The organism is Stenotrophomonas sp. YJH_SMC_135, from assembly GCF_059372355.1.
Genome location: NZ_JCAFVN010000001.1, coordinates 1,229,162 through 1,245,562, shown reverse-complemented (window position 1 = coordinate 1,245,562; position 16,401 = coordinate 1,229,162). Strand labels below are relative to the sequence as shown.

At 66.4% G+C, this 16,401-nt stretch carries 10 protein-coding genes; 4 read left to right on the top strand and 6 right to left on the bottom strand.

Annotation, left to right across the window (positions count from 1 at the left end; all coding sequences use genetic code 11):
* Positions 1-144 precede the first annotated feature (144 nt).
* From AC5P98_RS06235 to mtnC, 3 genes are all read left to right on the top strand, one after another.
* Positions 145-786, top strand: coding sequence for a methylthioribulose 1-phosphate dehydratase (locus AC5P98_RS06235; RefSeq protein ID WP_041863375.1), 642 nt, complete (start codon positions 145-147; stop codon positions 784-786).
* A gap of 92 nt (positions 787-878) precedes the next feature.
* Complete coding sequence (locus AC5P98_RS06230) at positions 879-1,436, top strand: 1,2-dihydroxy-3-keto-5-methylthiopentene dioxygenase (RefSeq protein ID WP_005409451.1); 558 nt, start codon at positions 879-881, stop codon at positions 1,434-1,436.
* 3 nt (positions 1,437-1,439) lie between these two features.
* Positions 1,440-2,135: an acireductone synthase gene (gene mtnC, locus AC5P98_RS06225; RefSeq protein WP_049408764.1), complete on the top strand. Its 696-nt coding sequence runs from the start codon at positions 1,440-1,442 to the stop codon at positions 2,133-2,135.
* A gap of 81 nt (positions 2,136-2,216) precedes the next feature.
* Here mtnC and AC5P98_RS06220 read toward each other — a convergent pair whose 3' ends face one another.
* The 6 genes from AC5P98_RS06220 to AC5P98_RS06195 all read right to left on the bottom strand — a co-directional run bounded on the left by AC5P98_RS06220 (position 2,217) and on the right by AC5P98_RS06195 (position 12,124).
* Positions 2,217-4,835: a beta-mannosidase gene (locus AC5P98_RS06220; RefSeq protein WP_099476084.1), complete on the bottom strand. Its 2,619-nt coding sequence runs from the start codon at positions 4,833-4,835 to the stop codon at positions 2,217-2,219.
* A 77-nt stretch (positions 4,836-4,912) separates the two neighbouring features.
* A complete protein-coding gene (locus AC5P98_RS06215) occupies positions 4,913-6,139 on the bottom strand; it encodes an AGE family epimerase/isomerase (RefSeq protein ID WP_049408762.1) in 1,227 nt (408 codons plus the stop codon).
* Positions 6,136-7,131, bottom strand: a complete 996-nt coding sequence (locus AC5P98_RS06210) for a carbohydrate kinase family protein (RefSeq protein WP_049418919.1) — start codon at positions 7,129-7,131, stop codon at positions 6,136-6,138. The genes AC5P98_RS06215 and AC5P98_RS06210 overlap by 4 nt, the downstream gene beginning before the upstream one ends.
* Positions 7,132-7,138: 7 nt before the next feature.
* Positions 7,139-8,452 (bottom strand): L-fucose:H+ symporter permease, encoded by a 1,314-nt coding sequence (gene fucP / locus AC5P98_RS06205; RefSeq protein WP_032957977.1) that lies wholly within the window; start codon positions 8,450-8,452, stop codon positions 7,139-7,141.
* Between the two features lie 60 nt (positions 8,453-8,512).
* Entirely contained in the window at positions 8,513-9,562 is a 1,050-nt protein-coding gene (locus AC5P98_RS06200; protein ID WP_495229908.1) for a LacI family DNA-binding transcriptional regulator, read from the bottom strand.
* A 96-nt stretch (positions 9,563-9,658) separates the two neighbouring features.
* Entirely contained in the window at positions 9,659-12,124 is a 2,466-nt protein-coding gene (locus AC5P98_RS06195; protein WP_049418917.1) for a GH92 family glycosyl hydrolase, read from the bottom strand.
* 1,076 nt (positions 12,125-13,200) lie between these two features.
* Between AC5P98_RS06195 and AC5P98_RS06190 the strand changes: the two genes are divergently transcribed.
* Positions 13,201-16,278 (top strand): TonB-dependent receptor, encoded by a 3,078-nt coding sequence (locus AC5P98_RS06190; protein WP_049404087.1) that lies wholly within the window; start codon positions 13,201-13,203, stop codon positions 16,276-16,278.
* The last annotated feature ends 123 nt before the right edge of the window (positions 16,279-16,401 follow it).

Sequence of the window (16,401 nt, the reverse complement as noted above, 5' to 3'; positions counted from 1 at the left end):
ACAGCGGGTCTGAGGGTTTGGCGGGAAGGGGCGAGATTGCGGGGGGCGCTGCACGGCCCACCCGCCCCGCCCCGCCCATGAACCGCTCTACACGACCCGCCACGAGGGGCTCAGCCGCTGGCCGAATCCAGTAAAATCGCCGGCATGAACGCCCCCACCTTCCCGTACGACACCGCGCGCCTGAGCGAACTGGCCCAGCTGCTGATCGACAACGTCCGCGAACTGGCGCACGCCGGCTGGACCCCGGCCACCAGCAGCAATTTCTCCCACCGCCTGGATGACCGCCACGCCGCGATCACCGTGTCCGGCAAGGACAAGGGCCGGCTGATCGAGGACGACATCATGGTGGTGGACTTCGACGGCCTGGCCGTCGGTCGCCCGCTGCGCCCGTCCGCCGAGACCCTGCTGCACACCCAGCTGTACCGCCGCTTCCCGGAAATCGGCTGTGTGCTGCATACGCATTCGCCGGTGCAGACCATCGCTTCGCGCCTGTACGCGCCGCAGGGTCATATCCGCCTGGAAGGCTACGAGCTGCTGAAGGCCTTCGCCGGCAACAGCACCCATGAAATGGCCATCGACGTACCGGTGTTCGCCAACACCCAGGACATGAACGTGCTCTCGGCGCAGGTCGACGACCTGCTCGACCGGCAGAACCTGTGGGGTTACCTGATCGACGGCCACGGCCTGTATGCCTGGGGCCGTGACATGGCCGAGGCCCGCCGTCACCTGGAAGCCTTCGAATTCCTGTTCCACTGCGAGCTCGAGCTGCGCAAGCTGCGCGGCTGAGCCTGCGCGCAGGTGCAGATGCCGATCCGGAATCTGCGCCTCGCCCCCACCCTGCTACCCTGTCTTCCCCCCGAGACGTTCAAGCTGCCGCCATGAGCCGACTGCGCATCTACGACGACACCCGCCCCGAATCGCCGCTGCTGGACACCCAGGACGGCGCGGTCATCGCTGCCGAGCTGCAGAAGATCGGCGTCACCTTCGAGCGCTGGCAGGCCACCGCGCCAGTCGCGCCGGGCGCCAGCCAGGAGGAAGTGTTCGCCGCCTACCGTGCGGACATCGACCGCCTGGTCGCCGAGCGCGGCTTCAAGAGCGTGGACGTGGCCTCGATCGCCCCGGACAACCCGAACCGCGCCGAGCTGCGCAAGAAGTTCCTCGACGAGCACTTCCACAAGGAAGACGAGGTGCGCTTCTTCGTCGCAGGCTCGGGCCTGTTCACCCTGCACGTGGGTGACAAGGTCTATGAGATCGAGTGCGTGAAGGACGACCTGATCGCCGTGCCCGATGGCACCACCCACTGGTTCGACATGGGCGATGAACCGAGCTTCGTGGCGATCCGCTTCTTCACCGAGCCGGACGGCTGGGTGGGTCATTTCACCGGCACCGACATCGCGCAGAAGTTCCCCCGTTACGTACCTACCCAGGCGTCCTGATCCATGCAGCCCCGCGTCATCCTGACCGACATCGAAGGCACCACCAGCAGCATCTCGTTCGTCAAGAACGTGCTGTTCCCCTATGCCCGCAAGGCCTTGCCCGCGTTCGTCGCCGAACATGGCCAGCAGCCGGAGGTCCGCCGCTGGCTGGACGCGGTGGCTACCGAGATCGGCGGCGCCTGCCAGGACAGCCTGGTGGCCGAGACGCTGCAGGGCTGGATTGACCAGGACCGCAAGCACACCGCACTGAAGGCGCTGCAGGGCCTGATCTGGGATGAGGGCTACCGTCGCGGCGACTACACCGCGCACTTCTACCCGGAAGTGGCACCGGTGCTGAAGGGCTGGCATGCCTCCGGCCTGCCGCTGTACGTGTACTCCTCCGGCTCGGTGCCGGCGCAGAAGCTGTTCTTCGGCTTCAGCGATGCCGGTGACCTCAGCCCGCTGGTGTCGGGCTGGTTCGATACCGAGATGGGTGGCAAGCGTGAGGCCGACAGCTACCGCCGCATCGTGCAGGCCATCGGCGTGCCGGCCGGCGAGATCCTGTTCCTGTCCGATGTGGTCGAAGAACTGGATGCTGCCCGCGAAGCCGGCCTGCAGACCCGGCTGATCGACCGCCTGGATGACTACCCGATGCCGCGTACCGGCCAGGCCGCCAACGGCCACGAGCGGGTCGAGAACTTCCAGCAGATCCAGCTGTAAGCAAAATGGTAGAGGCCAACCTTGGTTGGCAGGCTCCTGGTGTGCCAACCAAGGTTGGCACCTACCAAAGCGGGATATCCCTCAACGGTCGTTGAGGGTCTTCACCCTCAGCGCCTCGCGCAGGGTAACCAGATCCACCGGGCCGCGCACCGCGATATCGCGGGTTTCGCCCGGCAACAGGTCCAGCAGGTTGTCTTCGACCTGCACGTCCAGCGCGCCGAAGTCGATCCACGCCGCGCGCACGTACGCCGCGCTTTCCAGCCGCAGTCGATAGTGGTCGCCTTCGATGGACAAGGTGGCCTTGAGCTTCTGCCGCGGCAATACCTGGTCCTTGGCTTCGACGAATCCGACCACCTGCCGTGCGCTCACCGCCCCGTTCTGCAGCAGCTCAAACACCGCCACCGTGCGCTTCGGATCGGCACCGGCCAGCAACTCGGCATCGCGAAAATCACCGATCGAGGTGACGCCCTCCGCCGTCAACGTCACCGCGTCCTCGCGACGACGCAGCACCTTGCCGTCCATGTCGATCACCCGCAGCCGCCAACGTGCATCCAGCGCCGCACCGTCATTGATCAGGCGCACCCGCGTGCTGCCCTCATCGCGCAGCGCGGCTACCGTGACCGGCGCGAAGAAACGCCGCGCGGCGAAGTGCAGCGCCTTCCAGCGGCCGAAATAATCCACGCTGGACCACGAGGCGCCCGGCCAGACATCGTTGAGCTGCCAGTACAGCGAACCCATCGTGTATGGCCGGGAGGCGCGATGATGCAGCGCCGCCAGTGCGATGCCATCGGCCTGCATGACCTGGCTGAGGTAGACGAAGTCCTCGAAGTCCTTCGGCGTGCCGTAACCCAGTTCGATGTAGTGCAGCAGGCGGCTGTTGCCCTCGCCGGCCATGAATTTCTGGTGCGCGCGGATCACCGGGCTGTCGATGCGCTGTTCGGCGCGGGTGGCGATCTGGTCCACCGTCGCCACCGACGGCCACGCCTGCAGCCCGTACTCGGACATGAAGCGCGGCGTCTCACGCAGGTAGGCCTGCACCGGCAGCGCCGGATTGCCCCAGACCTGCCAGTAGTGCTTGTCGCCGCGGGTGGAATCGTTGGCCTTCTCGTCCAGATCGTTGCTGGGCGAACTGGACCAGTACGGTACGCCCAGTCCTTCCTCGCCCACTACCTGGCGCAGGTCGTTGCCGAACAGGTCGACATAGCCCTGCCAGACCTTCACCGCAAATGCCGGGTCGGCCGCCTTCAGGTCACGGCCGTGACCCCAGTCCTTCCAGGCGGTTTCTTCCTCGTTGTTGCCACACCACAGCACGATGCTGGGGTGATGGCGCAGCCGGCGCACGTTGTCGCGCGCCTCGGCCACCACGCTGGCACGGAAGGCCGGATCGTAGCCCGGCTGCATGCCGCCGCCGAACATGAAGTCCTGCCAGACCAGCAGGCCCAGTTCGTCGGCGATGTCGAAGAAAGCGTCGTCCTCGTAGTAGCCACCGCCCCAGTTGCGCAGCATGTTCATGTTGGCGTCGCGCGCGGCGGTCAGCACCTGGCGCAGACGTGCTGCGTCGACGCGTGCGGGGAAGGCATCGAACGGAATGACGTTGGCGCCCTTGGCGAAGATCGGCACGCCATTGATGACGAAGGCGAAGCCCTGCCCGCCCTTGCCGTCCTCTTCGCGGCGCAGTTCGACCGTGCGCAGGCCGATGCGCTGCTCGCGCACCAGCGTTGCGTCGGCACCGCCATCCAGGCGCGCCTGCACGGTATAGCGATCCTGCGCACCATGGCCGACCGGCCACCACCGCTTCGGTTCCGCCAGTTCAATCGGTAGTTCAACCGTGTTCTGGCCGGGCTTCAGCAGCACCGTGCGCTGTACCTGGGCCACGTTGCGGCCCTGCGGATCGCGCACATCCACGTTCACCACCGCGGAGCCGGCCGCTGCGCCCTGCTCCACCTGCAGCAGCACCGCCAGCTTCGCCTGCTCCGCGCTCAATGCATCGGTGCGCACGGCAAGACTGGTCAGGCGGTGCGTATCCCAGGCCTGCAGGTCGACCCCGCGCCAGACCCCGGCGGTGACATAACGCGGGCCCCAGTCCCAGCCGAAGTGGTAGGCCGGCTTGCGCGCGAAGTTTCCGACCATCGCGTCCTTCGGCTCGTCCCCATAGGGCGAAGGATAGTTGCCAGCGATCTTGTGTGGCATTGCCTCCACGCCCGGCAACAGGCTGCGGATTGGCGAACGGAACACGATCTGCAGTTCATTGCCCCTGGCGCGCAGATGCCCTTCCACGCGCGCGCGCCAGGTCCGGTGCGCGTTGTCCGCGCGCAGCAGCGGCTTGCCGTTGAGGCTGACTTCGGCATAAGTGTCCAGCCCGTCGAAGCGCAGTTCGGCATTGGGCTTGGCCAGCATCGCCGCGTCCACGTCGAAGCGCGCGCGGTACTCCCAGGCCGCCAGGCCGATCCATTGCAGCTCCGCTTCGGGCGCACCCACGTACGGGTCGCGGATCAGCGCATGCGCCAGCAGGTCGGTGTGCACGCTGCCCGGCACCGTCGCCGCACGCCATTGCTGCAGGCCTGGATGAGCTGCGCCCTGCGCGTCGCCGGGCAGCATGCGGAACTCCCACTGTGCCTGCAGGGGCGCTGCAGTTGCCGGGAAGGCCGACGTTGCGACCAGCAGCAGGAGCAGACGGACAACGAGGGAAAGACGATGCACGCGGAGCTCCTGTTCTTCCGCCGGGCGTGGCCCGGCGCTACTGATTCCGATTCATCATGCGTATGGCGACACGCGCCTCAACGCACCACGTTCAACACTTCGTAGCACGCGCCCATGGTGTGGTAATCCACCTTGCCGGCCGGGCTCTTCTCGTCGCTGTACTTGCGGTTGTCGGCATCGAGGATGCGGAACCAGGCGCCGAACTGATGGTCGACGAAGTGCTCCCACGCGTACGCCCAGATGCGCTCGTACCACTGCCAGTAGCGGTCATCACCGGTGCGCTTGGCCATCAGCGCGGCAGTAGCCAGCGTTTCGGCCTGCACCCAGAAGTACTTGTCGTCGTCGCAGACGAAGCTGTCGCCGCCAATCGGCGCGCCATCCATGCCCGGCTGCCGGCGCGATTCGGGTGCGAAGCCGTAGTACAGGCCGCCTCGCGCGTCGTCCCAGCTGCGCGCCACGGCCACGTCGAACAGGTGCTGCGCGGTCGGCACCAGCCAGTCGGCCTGCACGTGGCGATCGAGGATCAGCAGCAGCTTGGCCCACTCGGTCTGGTGCCCCGGTTGGAAGCCCCACGGGCGGAACAGGTGCTTGGGGTCGTCCAGGTTGTAGTCCCAGTCGATCTCCCAGTTCTCATCGTAGTGTTCCCAGACCAGCCCGCCGGCCTTGGCCGCTTGGCGGCGGGTCATGTTGTCGGCCAGCTGCAGCGCGCGCTCCACATAGCGCTGCTCGCCACTGGCCTCGAACGCGGCCAGCATCGCCTCGCACATGTGCATGTTGGCGTTCTGTCCACGGTAGCCGGTGAAGTTCCACTGGCCGTCCGCTTCATCCTTGTAGAGCCCGTGCTGCGGCTCCCAGAAGCGCGCTTCCAGCAGCTGCCAAGTCTCGTCCATCCACGCGCGGGCCTGCTCGATGCCTGCCTTCAGCGCGCAGCTGTAGGCCAGCAGCACGAAGGCCACGCCGTAGCAGTGGTTCATGTCGTCCTCGACCTTGCCATCACGCAGGGTCCAGGCGTAGCCACCGGTGGCCGGGTTGCGGTGCACCTCGCGCAGGTAGCGCACACCGTGCTCGACCGCGTCGCGGTACTCGGCATTGCCGAACTCGCGGTAGGCCATCGCGTAGTTGAAGACGAAACGGGTGCTGCTCACCAGGTGGCGATGGCTGGCATCGTAGATGCTGCCGTCATCACGGAAGTAGTGGAAGAAGCCACCGTTGGGATCGATGCAGCGCGGGTGGTAGAACGCCATGGTATCGGCGATGTGGGCGCGCAGGAACGCGGGCGAACGGAAATCGGGCGAGGTGCTCATGCGGTAATGTCCTGTGCCTGCAGCAGCTGCTGCACTTCATCGAGCGAGGGCATCGCGGCGAACGCGCCCTTGCGGGTAACAGCCAGCGCGCCGACCGCAGCGCCGAAGCGCAGCGTGGCGGTGATCGCCTCGGGGTCCTGGCAGAAGGCGGTAAAACCGGCACCGGCCCCGCCGCGCTCCAGCAGGCCGACCAGCACGCCACCGACGAAGGCATCACCGGCCGCCGTGGTGTCGACCGTGGCCACGCGGAAGCTGGTGACGGTGCCGTGGTTGTCGCGGGTGTACCAGTGCAGCGTGGCTGCACCATCGGTGACGATCACCCAGCGCGCCCGCGCGGCCAGCAGGCGCCGCAGCACCGCCGCCTCGCCATCGGCGCCCAGCGGCGCGGCCAGGTAGTCCAGCTCCTCGCGCGACAGCTTGACCAGGTCGGCGCGTTCCAGCGCCTGCCACAGGCGCGGCGTCGGGTCCTCGTTCGCCGGCCACAGGGCAGGACGCAGGTTGAGGTCCAGGCTGACCACCGCACCAGCAGCGCGGGCACGGTCCATGCCGGCAAAGGTCGCCTCGGCGATGGCCGGCTCGGTCAGGCTGTTGGAACAGACGTGGAAGCATTGCGCGCTGTCGAGGCACGCCGCCTGGAAGTCGCTGTCACGGAACAGCAGGTCAGCCGCCGGCGGGCGGTAGAAACTGAAGCTGCGCTCGCCATTGGCATCCAGGGCCACGAAGGCCAGTGCAGTCTTGGCCGCGTCGGTACGCACGATGTAGTCGGTACCCACGCCATGCTCGACCAGGCTGTCGGCCAGGAAGTCACCGAACATGTCGCGGCCGAGCATGCCGACGAACTGGGTCTTCGCACCCAGCCGCGCAGCCGCCACCGCGACGTTGGCCGGCGCCCCACCGGCGTACTGCAGGAACGCACGCGGGGTATCGGCCGAGGCCGGCGGCTGTGCTAGTAGATCGATCAAAATTTCGCCGAAGCAAACGATGGCACCCATTCCGGACTCAGCCTCCCTGCGTTGCGGAGGCCGGCGTACGCGCGCCGACCAGTCCGTAGAAAATGATGTAGCCGTAGCACAGCAGCGGCAGGATGAAGCTGGCCTGCACACCGATGTGGTCGGCCAGCACGCCCTGCAGGTACGGCACCACGGCACCGCCGACGATGGCCATGATCAGCAGGCTGGACCCCTTGTTGGTCAGCGGGCCGAGGCGCTCGATGCTCAGCGCGAAGATGGTCGGGAACATGATCGAGTTGAACAGGCCGATGGCCACCACCGAGTACAGCGCGACGTTGCCGGAGCTCAGCATGGTGGTGACCAGCAGCGCCACGTTGACCAGCGCGAAGATCGCCAGCAGACGGCTGGGCGAGAAGCGCGCCAGCAGCGCCGAACCGGCGAAGCGGCCGATCATCGCCATCGTCCAGTAGGCAGACACGTAATGCGTGGCCTGCTGCTCGCTGAAGCCACCGATGTTCGGCATCGACAGGTAGTTGACCAGGAAGCTGCCAATCGACACTTCGGCGCCGACGTAGAAGAAGATGCCCAGCACGCCCAGCAGCAGGTGGCGCTTGCGCAGCGCATCCAGGTAGCTGTGGTGGTGGCCCTGGTCGGCCTGCTCGGTGGCGTCGCTCAGCGCCGGCAGGCGGAACAGGAATACGAACAGCGCCAGCAGCACCAACGCCACCGCCAGGCCCACGTACGGACCCTGCACAGCCTGCGCCTCGGCGGCACGGTAGGCCAGCTGCTCGGCGGCCGGCAGCGCCGCGATGTCGTCAGCGCTCTTGACCGTGTTGGACAGGATCAGCATGCCGCCGAAGATCGGGGCGATGGCCGTGCCCAGCGAGTTCAGCGCCTGCGCCAGGGTCAGGCGGCTGGAGCTGGTCTGCTCCGGGCCCAGCAGCGCGACATAGGGGTTGGCGGCCACCTGCAGCACGGTAATGCCGGTAGCCAGCACGAACAGTGCGCCGAGGAAGGCGCCATAGACGCGCAGTTCGGCCGCCGGCCAGAAGCCCAGCGCGCCGATGCCGGCGATCACCAGGCCGGCGACGATGCCCTTCTTGTAGCCCAGCGCCGCCACCAACCGCCCCGCCGGCAGCGACATCAGGAAATAGGTGCCGAAGAAGGTGAACTGCACCAGCATCGCCTTGGCGTAGTTCAGTTCGAACACCGCCTTCAGGTGCGGGATCAGGATGTCATTGAGGCAGGTCAGGAAGCCCCACATGAAGAAGATCGTGGTGACGACAGCCAACGCCTTGCCGTTGGTGACGGCGGGTGCGTTGCCCGAGGAACCCGATGGACGGGGCGTTGCGGAGATCGGCATGCGGTACGCGCCTCGATGCGCGGAAGGTCGTTGTTGCGTGGAAGGGGTGTATGAAAGGAATCAGTTCGGTCGCGCAGCACTGCTTTCGCGGATGCGCAGCTGCACCGGCGCGACCGTGCGCCGTGGCGGCGCATCCGGTTCGTCCAGCCGTTGCAGCAGCAGCGCGGCCGCTTGCCGGCCACGCTCGCGCGGGTCGGCAGTGAGCGTGGTCAACGGTGGCACCGCCACCGCAGCCTCGGAAATGTCGTCGAAACCAGTAACGGCAAAGTCGCCACCGGGACGGATGCCACGCGAGTTCAAGCCCAGCATCAGGCCCAGCGCGACGGTGTCGTTGTAGCAGACCGCCGCACTCGGACGATGGCCATCGGCAAACAGTTCATCGGTGCGCGCTGCTGCTTCCAGGCGGTTCGGCGCCGACTCGATCATCCAACCCGGCGGCAGCGACAGCCCGGCCTCGGCCAGCGCCTGCTGGAAACCGGCGCGGCGCTGGTGGCAGGAACTGGAAGCGGCGTGGCCGCCGAAGAAGGCGATCTGGCGATGGCCGCGCTCGATCAGGTGGCGCGTGGCCAGATAGGCGCCGTGCTGGTTGTCCAGGGTCAGGAAGTCCCAGTCAGCCCCGGCCAGTTCACGGTTGAACAGCAGCACGTTGGCATTGGCGCCCAGCGCCTGCCGCAACTGCGCGGTGTCGCTGCCCTCGGCCGGCGACAGGATCAGGCCGGCCGGGGTGTGCTCCATCAGCGTGGACAGCACGGCCTGCTGGCGCTCCGGCGATTCCCCGGTGCTGCCCAGCAACGTCACGTAACCGCGCCCGCCCAGTGCCTCGTCCACGCCGGACGCGAATTCGGCGAAGAACGGGTTGGACAGGTCGTTGATCACCAGCGCGATGCTCGACGAGGTGCGCCGGCGCAGGTTGGCCGCCGCGCGGTTGTAGACATAGCGCTGGCGGCGCAGCTCGGCCTCGACCTTGGCGCGGGTATCGACATTGACCAGCGGGCTGCCGCGCAGCACCAGCGACACGGTTGCCCGTGACACGCCGATCGCACGCGCGATGTCGGTCACCGTCACCGCCTTGCTGGCGCGCTTGCTGGGACTGCTGCCGTTGTCGTTCATCGTCTTCCCGGACTCCGCTGGAGGCTCAAGCCTAATGGATCAGGGCCGTGTCGTGCCGTGCCGTTCGCTGGGTCACCGCGAACGGCACAGTCCGGCTCAGCGCAGCTGGCTGCCCGGTGCCGCGCACCAGGATACCGGCAGGTCCTTCACCGCCGTGCCCCAGCCCTGCTCCGGCACCTTCGCATCCAGCGCAAAGCGCACGCGTGGGCCCTGCTGCAGGCGGTTCCAGTCCAGCCACACCGGTGCATGCGCCTGGCCATCGACCTGCACGCCCTGCACATACTGCAGGCGGCGGCCATCGGCGCCCGGCGCGTCGATGCGCAGGGTGCGGCCATTGCCCATGTCCACTTCCACCTTGCTGAAGCGCGGGGTGTGCAGCAGGAACTGGCCGCTGCCCGGCACCGCCGGGTACACGCCGATGGCACTGAACAGGTACCAGGCCGACATCGTGCCGAGGTCATCGTTGCCGGTCACACCGTTGGGGGCATTGGTGAACAGCTGCTGCGCCGCACGCACCACGGCCGCGGTCTTCCACGGCTGGCCGATCAGCGTGTACAGCCACGGCGAGTGCAGGTCCGGCTCGTTGTTCGGGTTGTAGCGGAACTGGTTGTAGTAGCTGTACGGCCCGACCACCCACGCCTTGCGGGCGGCATTGAGCGGATCGGCCTGCAGCGCGTCCATCGCGAAGAACGCATCGAGGCGGCGGCCCGCCTGCTCGCGGCCGTCCATCGCTTCGACCAGGCCCGGCACGTCCTGCTGCGCCAGCCACTGGTACTGCCACGCCGTGCCCTCGTGGAAACCGTGGTGCGAACGCGGGCTGTAATGGCCGTCGGACGGGGTGTACCACTGGCCGTCCTCGGTACGCGGGCGCGGGAACCCGGTGAAGCCGGTCTCGGCGTCGCGCACCTGCGGGTCCCACACCTTGCGCCAGTTGCGGCCGCGCTCGCGCAGCGTCGCCGCATCCTGGGCATGGCCCAGGCCGTCGGCCATCTGCGAGAGCGCGCAGTCGGCCAGCGCGTACTCCAGCGTGGCCGAACCACCGTGGTGCGGATCGACGTCCATGCCCTTGGACGGGAACGCGCGGTCGTAGACCACGTAGCCCTTGTCCAGGTAGGTCGGGTTGCCGGAGCGGCCGGCCATGCGCGAGTTCAGCGGCGGCGTGCCGAAGGCATTGCGGCGCAGCGCATCCCAGGCCTGCGATTCACGGCCCTTGAGTGCACCGAAGCGCCACAGGTCGACCATGAACGGGGTGACCGGATCGCCGGTCATGATGTTGGTTTCGAAGTTGGCATAGCCCCAGCGCGGCAGCCAACCGCCCTGCTCATCGATCGCCAGCAGGGTGCGGCCGATGTCGCGCGCCACGTCCGGACGGGTCAGTGCCAGCCACTGGTTCTGCGCGCGATAGGTATCCCACAGCGAGAAGTACTCGTAATAGGTCCAGCCATCGGCACGGTGGATGCCATCGTCATAGCCGCGGTAGCGGCCATCGGCATCGTTGCCGGTCATCGGCTGCAGCAGCGCGTGGTAGACCGCGCTGTAGAACACGGTGCGGTCATCGGCGGTGCCGCCCTGCACGCGTACACGGCCCAGCTGCTCACGCCAGGCCTGCTGCGACAGCGCGCGCATGCGGTCGAAACCGAGCAGCGACCCACCCTGCATGCCCTCGGCACGCAGGTTGGTGCGCGCGCCTTCGGCATCCACGTGCGAGATCGCGCTGACCGCCGTCACCGACTGGCCCTTGGCCAGGTCGAAGCTGAGCCAGGCACCGTTCGGCTTCTGCTCGCCTTCCATGCTGTGGCGCGCGCCCGGCAGGCCGCCGCCCTCACCCCAGGTGCCATGCGCCTTGAACGGACGGTCGAACTCGATGCGGAACCAGGTGGTGTACTGATGGCCGCCGCAGAAACTCTTGGTAACCAGCTTGCCCTCGACCACGCGGTCGCCGACCACATCGACCACGCTGCCGATCACCGAATGGCGCTCGTTGGCCTGGCCGACATTGACCAGCACGTGGCCATCGCCACTGCGCTGGCTGAAGGTGTAGCGCTCGGCCGCGGCACGGGTACGCGCGGTCGCCTCGGCATCGATGCCACCGTAGCTGGTCAGCCGCACCTTGTAGTAGCCGGCCTGGCCGACCTCGCCATCGTGGGTGTAGGACGCAGCGTAGGCCTTGTGGTCGAACTGCTTGGCGTTGCCGGTATCGAAATCGCCGCCCGGACCGATCGAGCCCGTCACCGGCAGCACCGACACCTGGCCGCCCTGCTCCCAGCAGCCGGCACCGGAGATGAAGGAGTGGCCGAAGCCACGGATCTTCTCGTCGTCATAGCGCCAACCCGAATAGTGGCTGCCGATCGGGCTGACCTGGATCAGGCCGAACGGTGCCGACGCACCCGGGAACGTGTTGCCGTCGTCCTTGCTGCCGATGAAGGTATTGACCTCCCGCTCCAGCGCTGCCGGTGCGGCCTGCAGCAGCATCGGCACCGCCGACAGCGCGATCAGGCAGGCCAGGCGCACCAGCGGGCGCGAGGATGATGGGACGGCGGGAGCGGACGGCACTGGACGCATGTCGGGTTCCTGTAGTCGATGACGCAGAGACAGACGGCCCGGGCCTTCCGGCACCCTTCCGCTGAGCTCTGCCTGGACCGGCAGAAGGCTCCCCCTGGAATGACGCCCGACCCACGTGACCGTGGATTTAGATCGATTCAAGTAGAGCATGCAGGTTCAGCCGAATGCATTCTGCGGCGCAGCATGAGGGGGTATTCGGCAGGGCTGCGCCCTGCACCCGCGGGTAGTGCCGGCCGCTGGCCGGCAACCTCAGACGCAACAGCCAAAGCAACAGCAAAAGCCGGCGATCCGTGGAATGGCGGGGTGGGTCCGGTTGCGAGGGACGCCGTAGACCCATCCTTGGGGGCTTGGCAGCGGCATCCATGCCGCGGACACCCCCGCAACCGGACCCACCCCGCCTTCGACAGATTTCCGCGATCTGTGGATGGATCCACGCCATGCGTGGATGAATCTCTGTCAGACAACGAAATCGATTGGGGTCAGATCCGTTTTCCTTTGGAAAACGGATCTGACCCCAGGACCCCATGTCGTTCCAGGATCAGTCCAACCGTCACCGGGAAACTGTCAAAGGTGGGGCGGTGTGGGCTGGCAGGACCGTTGGCGCCATGGATGGCGCCATCGAGCCCCCATGGAAGGGTCTACGGCGTGTCCTGCCAGTCCACACCGCACCGCCAAACCCAGACAACCCAGAGCCGCTTTGGCTTTGGCTCTTGCCGGCCAGCGGCCGGCACTACCCGCAGGTGCAGGGCGCAGCCCTGCCGACCCACCCTCCCCTGCGCACGAAAACGATTTCACTGTTTTCAGCAAACCGTCATCCCTACGCCACGCCAGTACCATATTGCGGAGCAGCATGCGCCCAAGGGCGACCCATGCTAAAAATCGCCCGCCCATCGCTTAGATCGATCCAAGACGACGCTGCGATGGCCGGGAGTTGGGGGAGCAGCAACAGGACGTACACCAGGCCACGCGTGCGGTGCTACTGCCACTGCATGGCGACAGCGACAAATTCACTTCAAATTAGATCGATTCAAGTTGTCCGTGCCACGTCACCGGATCAATCCAGGAGAGAGGGAGAGATGGGAATGAAGCATTCAACACGTACGCACGGCCAGGACGCATTGTCGCTGGCCATCGCGCTGGCCCTGGCTGCCGCCGTCATTCCGGCAGGCGCCGCCGCGCAGCAGGCCACGACCACCGGCTCGCAGGACGCCACGACTCTGGACAGCGTCCAGGTCACCGGCTACCGCTACGCCATCGAAAAGAGCCTTGAGCAGAAGCGCGACGCCAACGCCGTTGTCGAAGTGATCACCGCCGAGGACGTCGGCAAGTTCCCCGACAAGAACGTGGCCGACGCACTGCAGCGCGTGCCCGGCGTGGTCATCACCCGCAGCGGTGGTGAAGGCAAGAGTGTCAGCGTGCGCGGCCTTGCGCCGGACCTGACGCTGACCCAGTTGAATGGCAACTACGTGGCCACGTCGGAAACCAACGACGAAGCCACCCGTTCGTTCAACTACACCCTGCTTCCGTCGAACATGCTGTCCAGCGCCGAGCTGTTCAAGTCCCCGGAAGCCCGCATCGACGAAGGCGGCATCGGCGGCACGGTCATCCTGCACACGCGCCGTCCGCTGGACATGGAGTCCAACTCGGGCTTCGTCACGCTCGAGGGCACCTCCTCCGATACCCACCACGATATCGACCCGCAGGCCTCGGCCCTGTATTCGTGGCACAGCAAGGATGAGCGCTTCGGCGTGCTGGTCGGCGTGACCCAGCAGAAGCGCACCACCCGCACCATGGAGGCCAGCACCGAGGACTACCAGTGGTACGGCGCCGGCAAGGCACGCGACGCCTATGGCAACGTGCAGCAGCAGGATGGCATCCACTACTGGTGGGGCAAGTCCGGTTTCAACAACCAGACCGGCGGCAACTACAGCGACTTCTTCATGCCGACCTCGGTCAACTTCGCGGTGAAGGAAGAAAAGCGCGAGCGCAAGGGCGGCCAGCTGACCTTCCAGTTCAAGCCGGTCGACAACGTCACGATGACCGCCAACTACTTCCGCTTCGAGCTGCAGGGTGACTACACCCAGAACATGCTGAAGATTCCGGAATGGAGCATGGCGCGCTACAACCAGGACGGCAACTGGGCCGGAGGCCGCCTTCTCAATGGCCTGGACTTCGATGCCAGCGGCAACACCGTCACGGGTGCCCAATTCGAAAAGCTGGCTGGAAAGACCTACTACTGCAGCGAAGCCCAGGCCAAGGCCGCCGGCCTCAAGCCCGGCGGCTGGGGCCCGGACGACTGCACGATTCCGACACCGCAGCTGACCGGTGGCTACAGCAAGGAAAAGGCGCTGTCGCAGACCGCCGACCTGACCATCGACTGGGACATCAGCCCGCTGTGGAAGGCCTCGTTCACCGGTGGCCGCACCTGGTCCGAAGGTGGTCCGTCGATGAACTTCCGCATGTCGGCCAAGCCGCGCCGCAAGGTCGGCAACGACTACCTGTCCGGTAACCAGTACAGCGCATGGGACCTGACCGGCACGCCGTCTGCCACCTTCTCGCCCGACCTGCAGCAGCAATTGATGAACGGCATCGCCGAAGTCGACACCGGCTCGACCGATTCGTCGTGGAAGCGCACCGAGGTCAAGCAGAACTACTTCCAGGCCGACGTGACCAAGCTGTTCGAGTCCGGTTGGCTGGATTCGATCCAGTTCGGTGCCAAATACCGTGATGGCAAGGTCCACCGCAACACCGGCAACACCTACTGGGTATGCCCGGGCCGTGACCCGGCCGACTATGACAACAGCCGCTACCAGAGTGGCTGCGATCCGACTGCCGGCGATGCGCAGCCCGGCTTCTTCCTGTCGAACCCGATCAGCAACATTGCCGGTGGCTTCAATGCCAACGTGTTCCCGGGCATCAACTACCCGGCGTACATCGACTATCTGAACAAGACCTACGGTGGTTCGCACAACCGTACCGAGGAAGACTTCGTCTACAACGTCAACGAGAAGATCTACTCCGGCTACTTCCAGGCCAACTTCCGCACCGAGCGCCTGCGCGGCAATGTCGGCGTGCGTGTGGTGCGCACCAAGCAGTTCGCGCAGTCTTCCGACTCGATCGAGAAGTTCAACGACTACTTCCTGGACAACGCGTCCGGCGCGCCGATGGCGTGCACCGACCCCGCCGCTGCGGCCTACCCGACCTACAGCTGCGAGAGCGGCTTCGTGCGCCTGCCGCATGACCTTGCGCAGAGCAAGACCTACAGCCTGATCGGCGTGGACCGCACCTACACCGACGTGCTGCCGAGTTTCAACATTGCATGGGACATCACCGACACGCTGGTGCTGCGTGGTGCCGCATCGAAGGTGATCGCCCGCCCTGGCTACACCGACATCGCAGCACCGGGCGCACTGAGCTACTACAGCGAGGAGTACGTCAATGATCGCCGCGTTGCCGGTGGCGCATCGACCGCAGGCTGGGTCGGCCAGGGCAGCAACAAGCAGCTGGAGCCGTTCAAGGCCACCCAGTTCGACCTGGGCCTGGAGTGGTACTTCCAGCCGGGCGCGGTCGCCGGCGTCAGCCTGTTCCGCAAGAACGTGGACAACTTCACCCTGCCGGTGGTGCGCGACACGCCCATGGTCATCAACGGTGAAGCGGTGAACGTGCAGCGCTACGAGACCCAGGCCAATGGCCGCGATGGTGTGTCGCAGGGCGTCGAGCTGTATGGCCAGTACACCTTCGATTTCGGCTTCGGCGTGCAGGCCAACTACACCTACAACGACACCAACCTGGCTTCCATTGTTCTGGACGGGCAGGAAATCGGCTCCTCGCCGCTGGTCGGCAGCGCCAAGAACCAGGCCAACGTGACGGTCTTCTACGAGAACGAGAAGTTCCTCGCGCGCGCCTCGTTCAACCGTCGCGGCCAGGTGGTCGGTGGGCTCAACAATGGCCTCACCGTCTACACCGAGCCGTATGACCAGCTGGACCTGAACGTGGCCTACAACCTGACCCCGGACTGGACCCTGACCGCATCGGTGATCAATGCCACCAAGTCGGAGCAGCGCGTGCACCTGGGAAGCGACACCAAGGCACGCCTGATCTCCAATACCTATGCAGGCCGCCAGCTGTACTTCGGCGCTACCTGGAAGTTCTAAGGCAACACCGGGTTGTCCGGGCGCGCCCCGGTGCAACCCATGCCCTGCCCTGGCGGGGACGTTCCTCCACGGCAGCCGCGCTGGTACAGGTGGCTGCCGTTTTTTTTGTCCGCGCCTTGTTCG

What these genes read in the sequence shown, in the direction of transcription:
- AC5P98_RS06190 (WP_049404087.1), top strand. Translation starts at nt 13,201, where the DNA reads ATGGGAATGAAGCATTCAACACGTACGCACGGCCAGGACGCATTGTCG.
- AC5P98_RS06235 (WP_041863375.1), top strand. Translation starts at nt 145, where the DNA reads ATGAACGCCCCCACCTTCCCGTACGACACCGCGCGCCTGAGCGAACTG.
- AC5P98_RS06195 (WP_049418917.1), bottom strand. Translation starts at nt 12,124, where the DNA reads ATGCGTCCAGTGCCGTCCGCTCCCGCCGTCCCATCATCCTCGCGCCCG.
- mtnC (WP_049408764.1), top strand. Translation starts at nt 1,440, where the DNA reads ATGCAGCCCCGCGTCATCCTGACCGACATCGAAGGCACCACCAGCAGC.
- fucP (WP_032957977.1), bottom strand. Translation starts at nt 8,452, where the DNA reads ATGCCGATCTCCGCAACGCCCCGTCCATCGGGTTCCTCGGGCAACGCA.
- AC5P98_RS06210 (WP_049418919.1), bottom strand. Translation starts at nt 7,131, where the DNA reads ATGGGTGCCATCGTTTGCTTCGGCGAAATTTTGATCGATCTACTAGCA.
- AC5P98_RS06230 (WP_005409451.1), top strand. Translation starts at nt 879, where the DNA reads ATGAGCCGACTGCGCATCTACGACGACACCCGCCCCGAATCGCCGCTG.
- AC5P98_RS06200 (WP_495229908.1), bottom strand. Translation starts at nt 9,562, where the DNA reads ATGAACGACAACGGCAGCAGTCCCAGCAAGCGCGCCAGCAAGGCGGTG.
- AC5P98_RS06215 (WP_049408762.1), bottom strand. Translation starts at nt 6,139, where the DNA reads ATGAGCACCTCGCCCGATTTCCGTTCGCCCGCGTTCCTGCGCGCCCAC.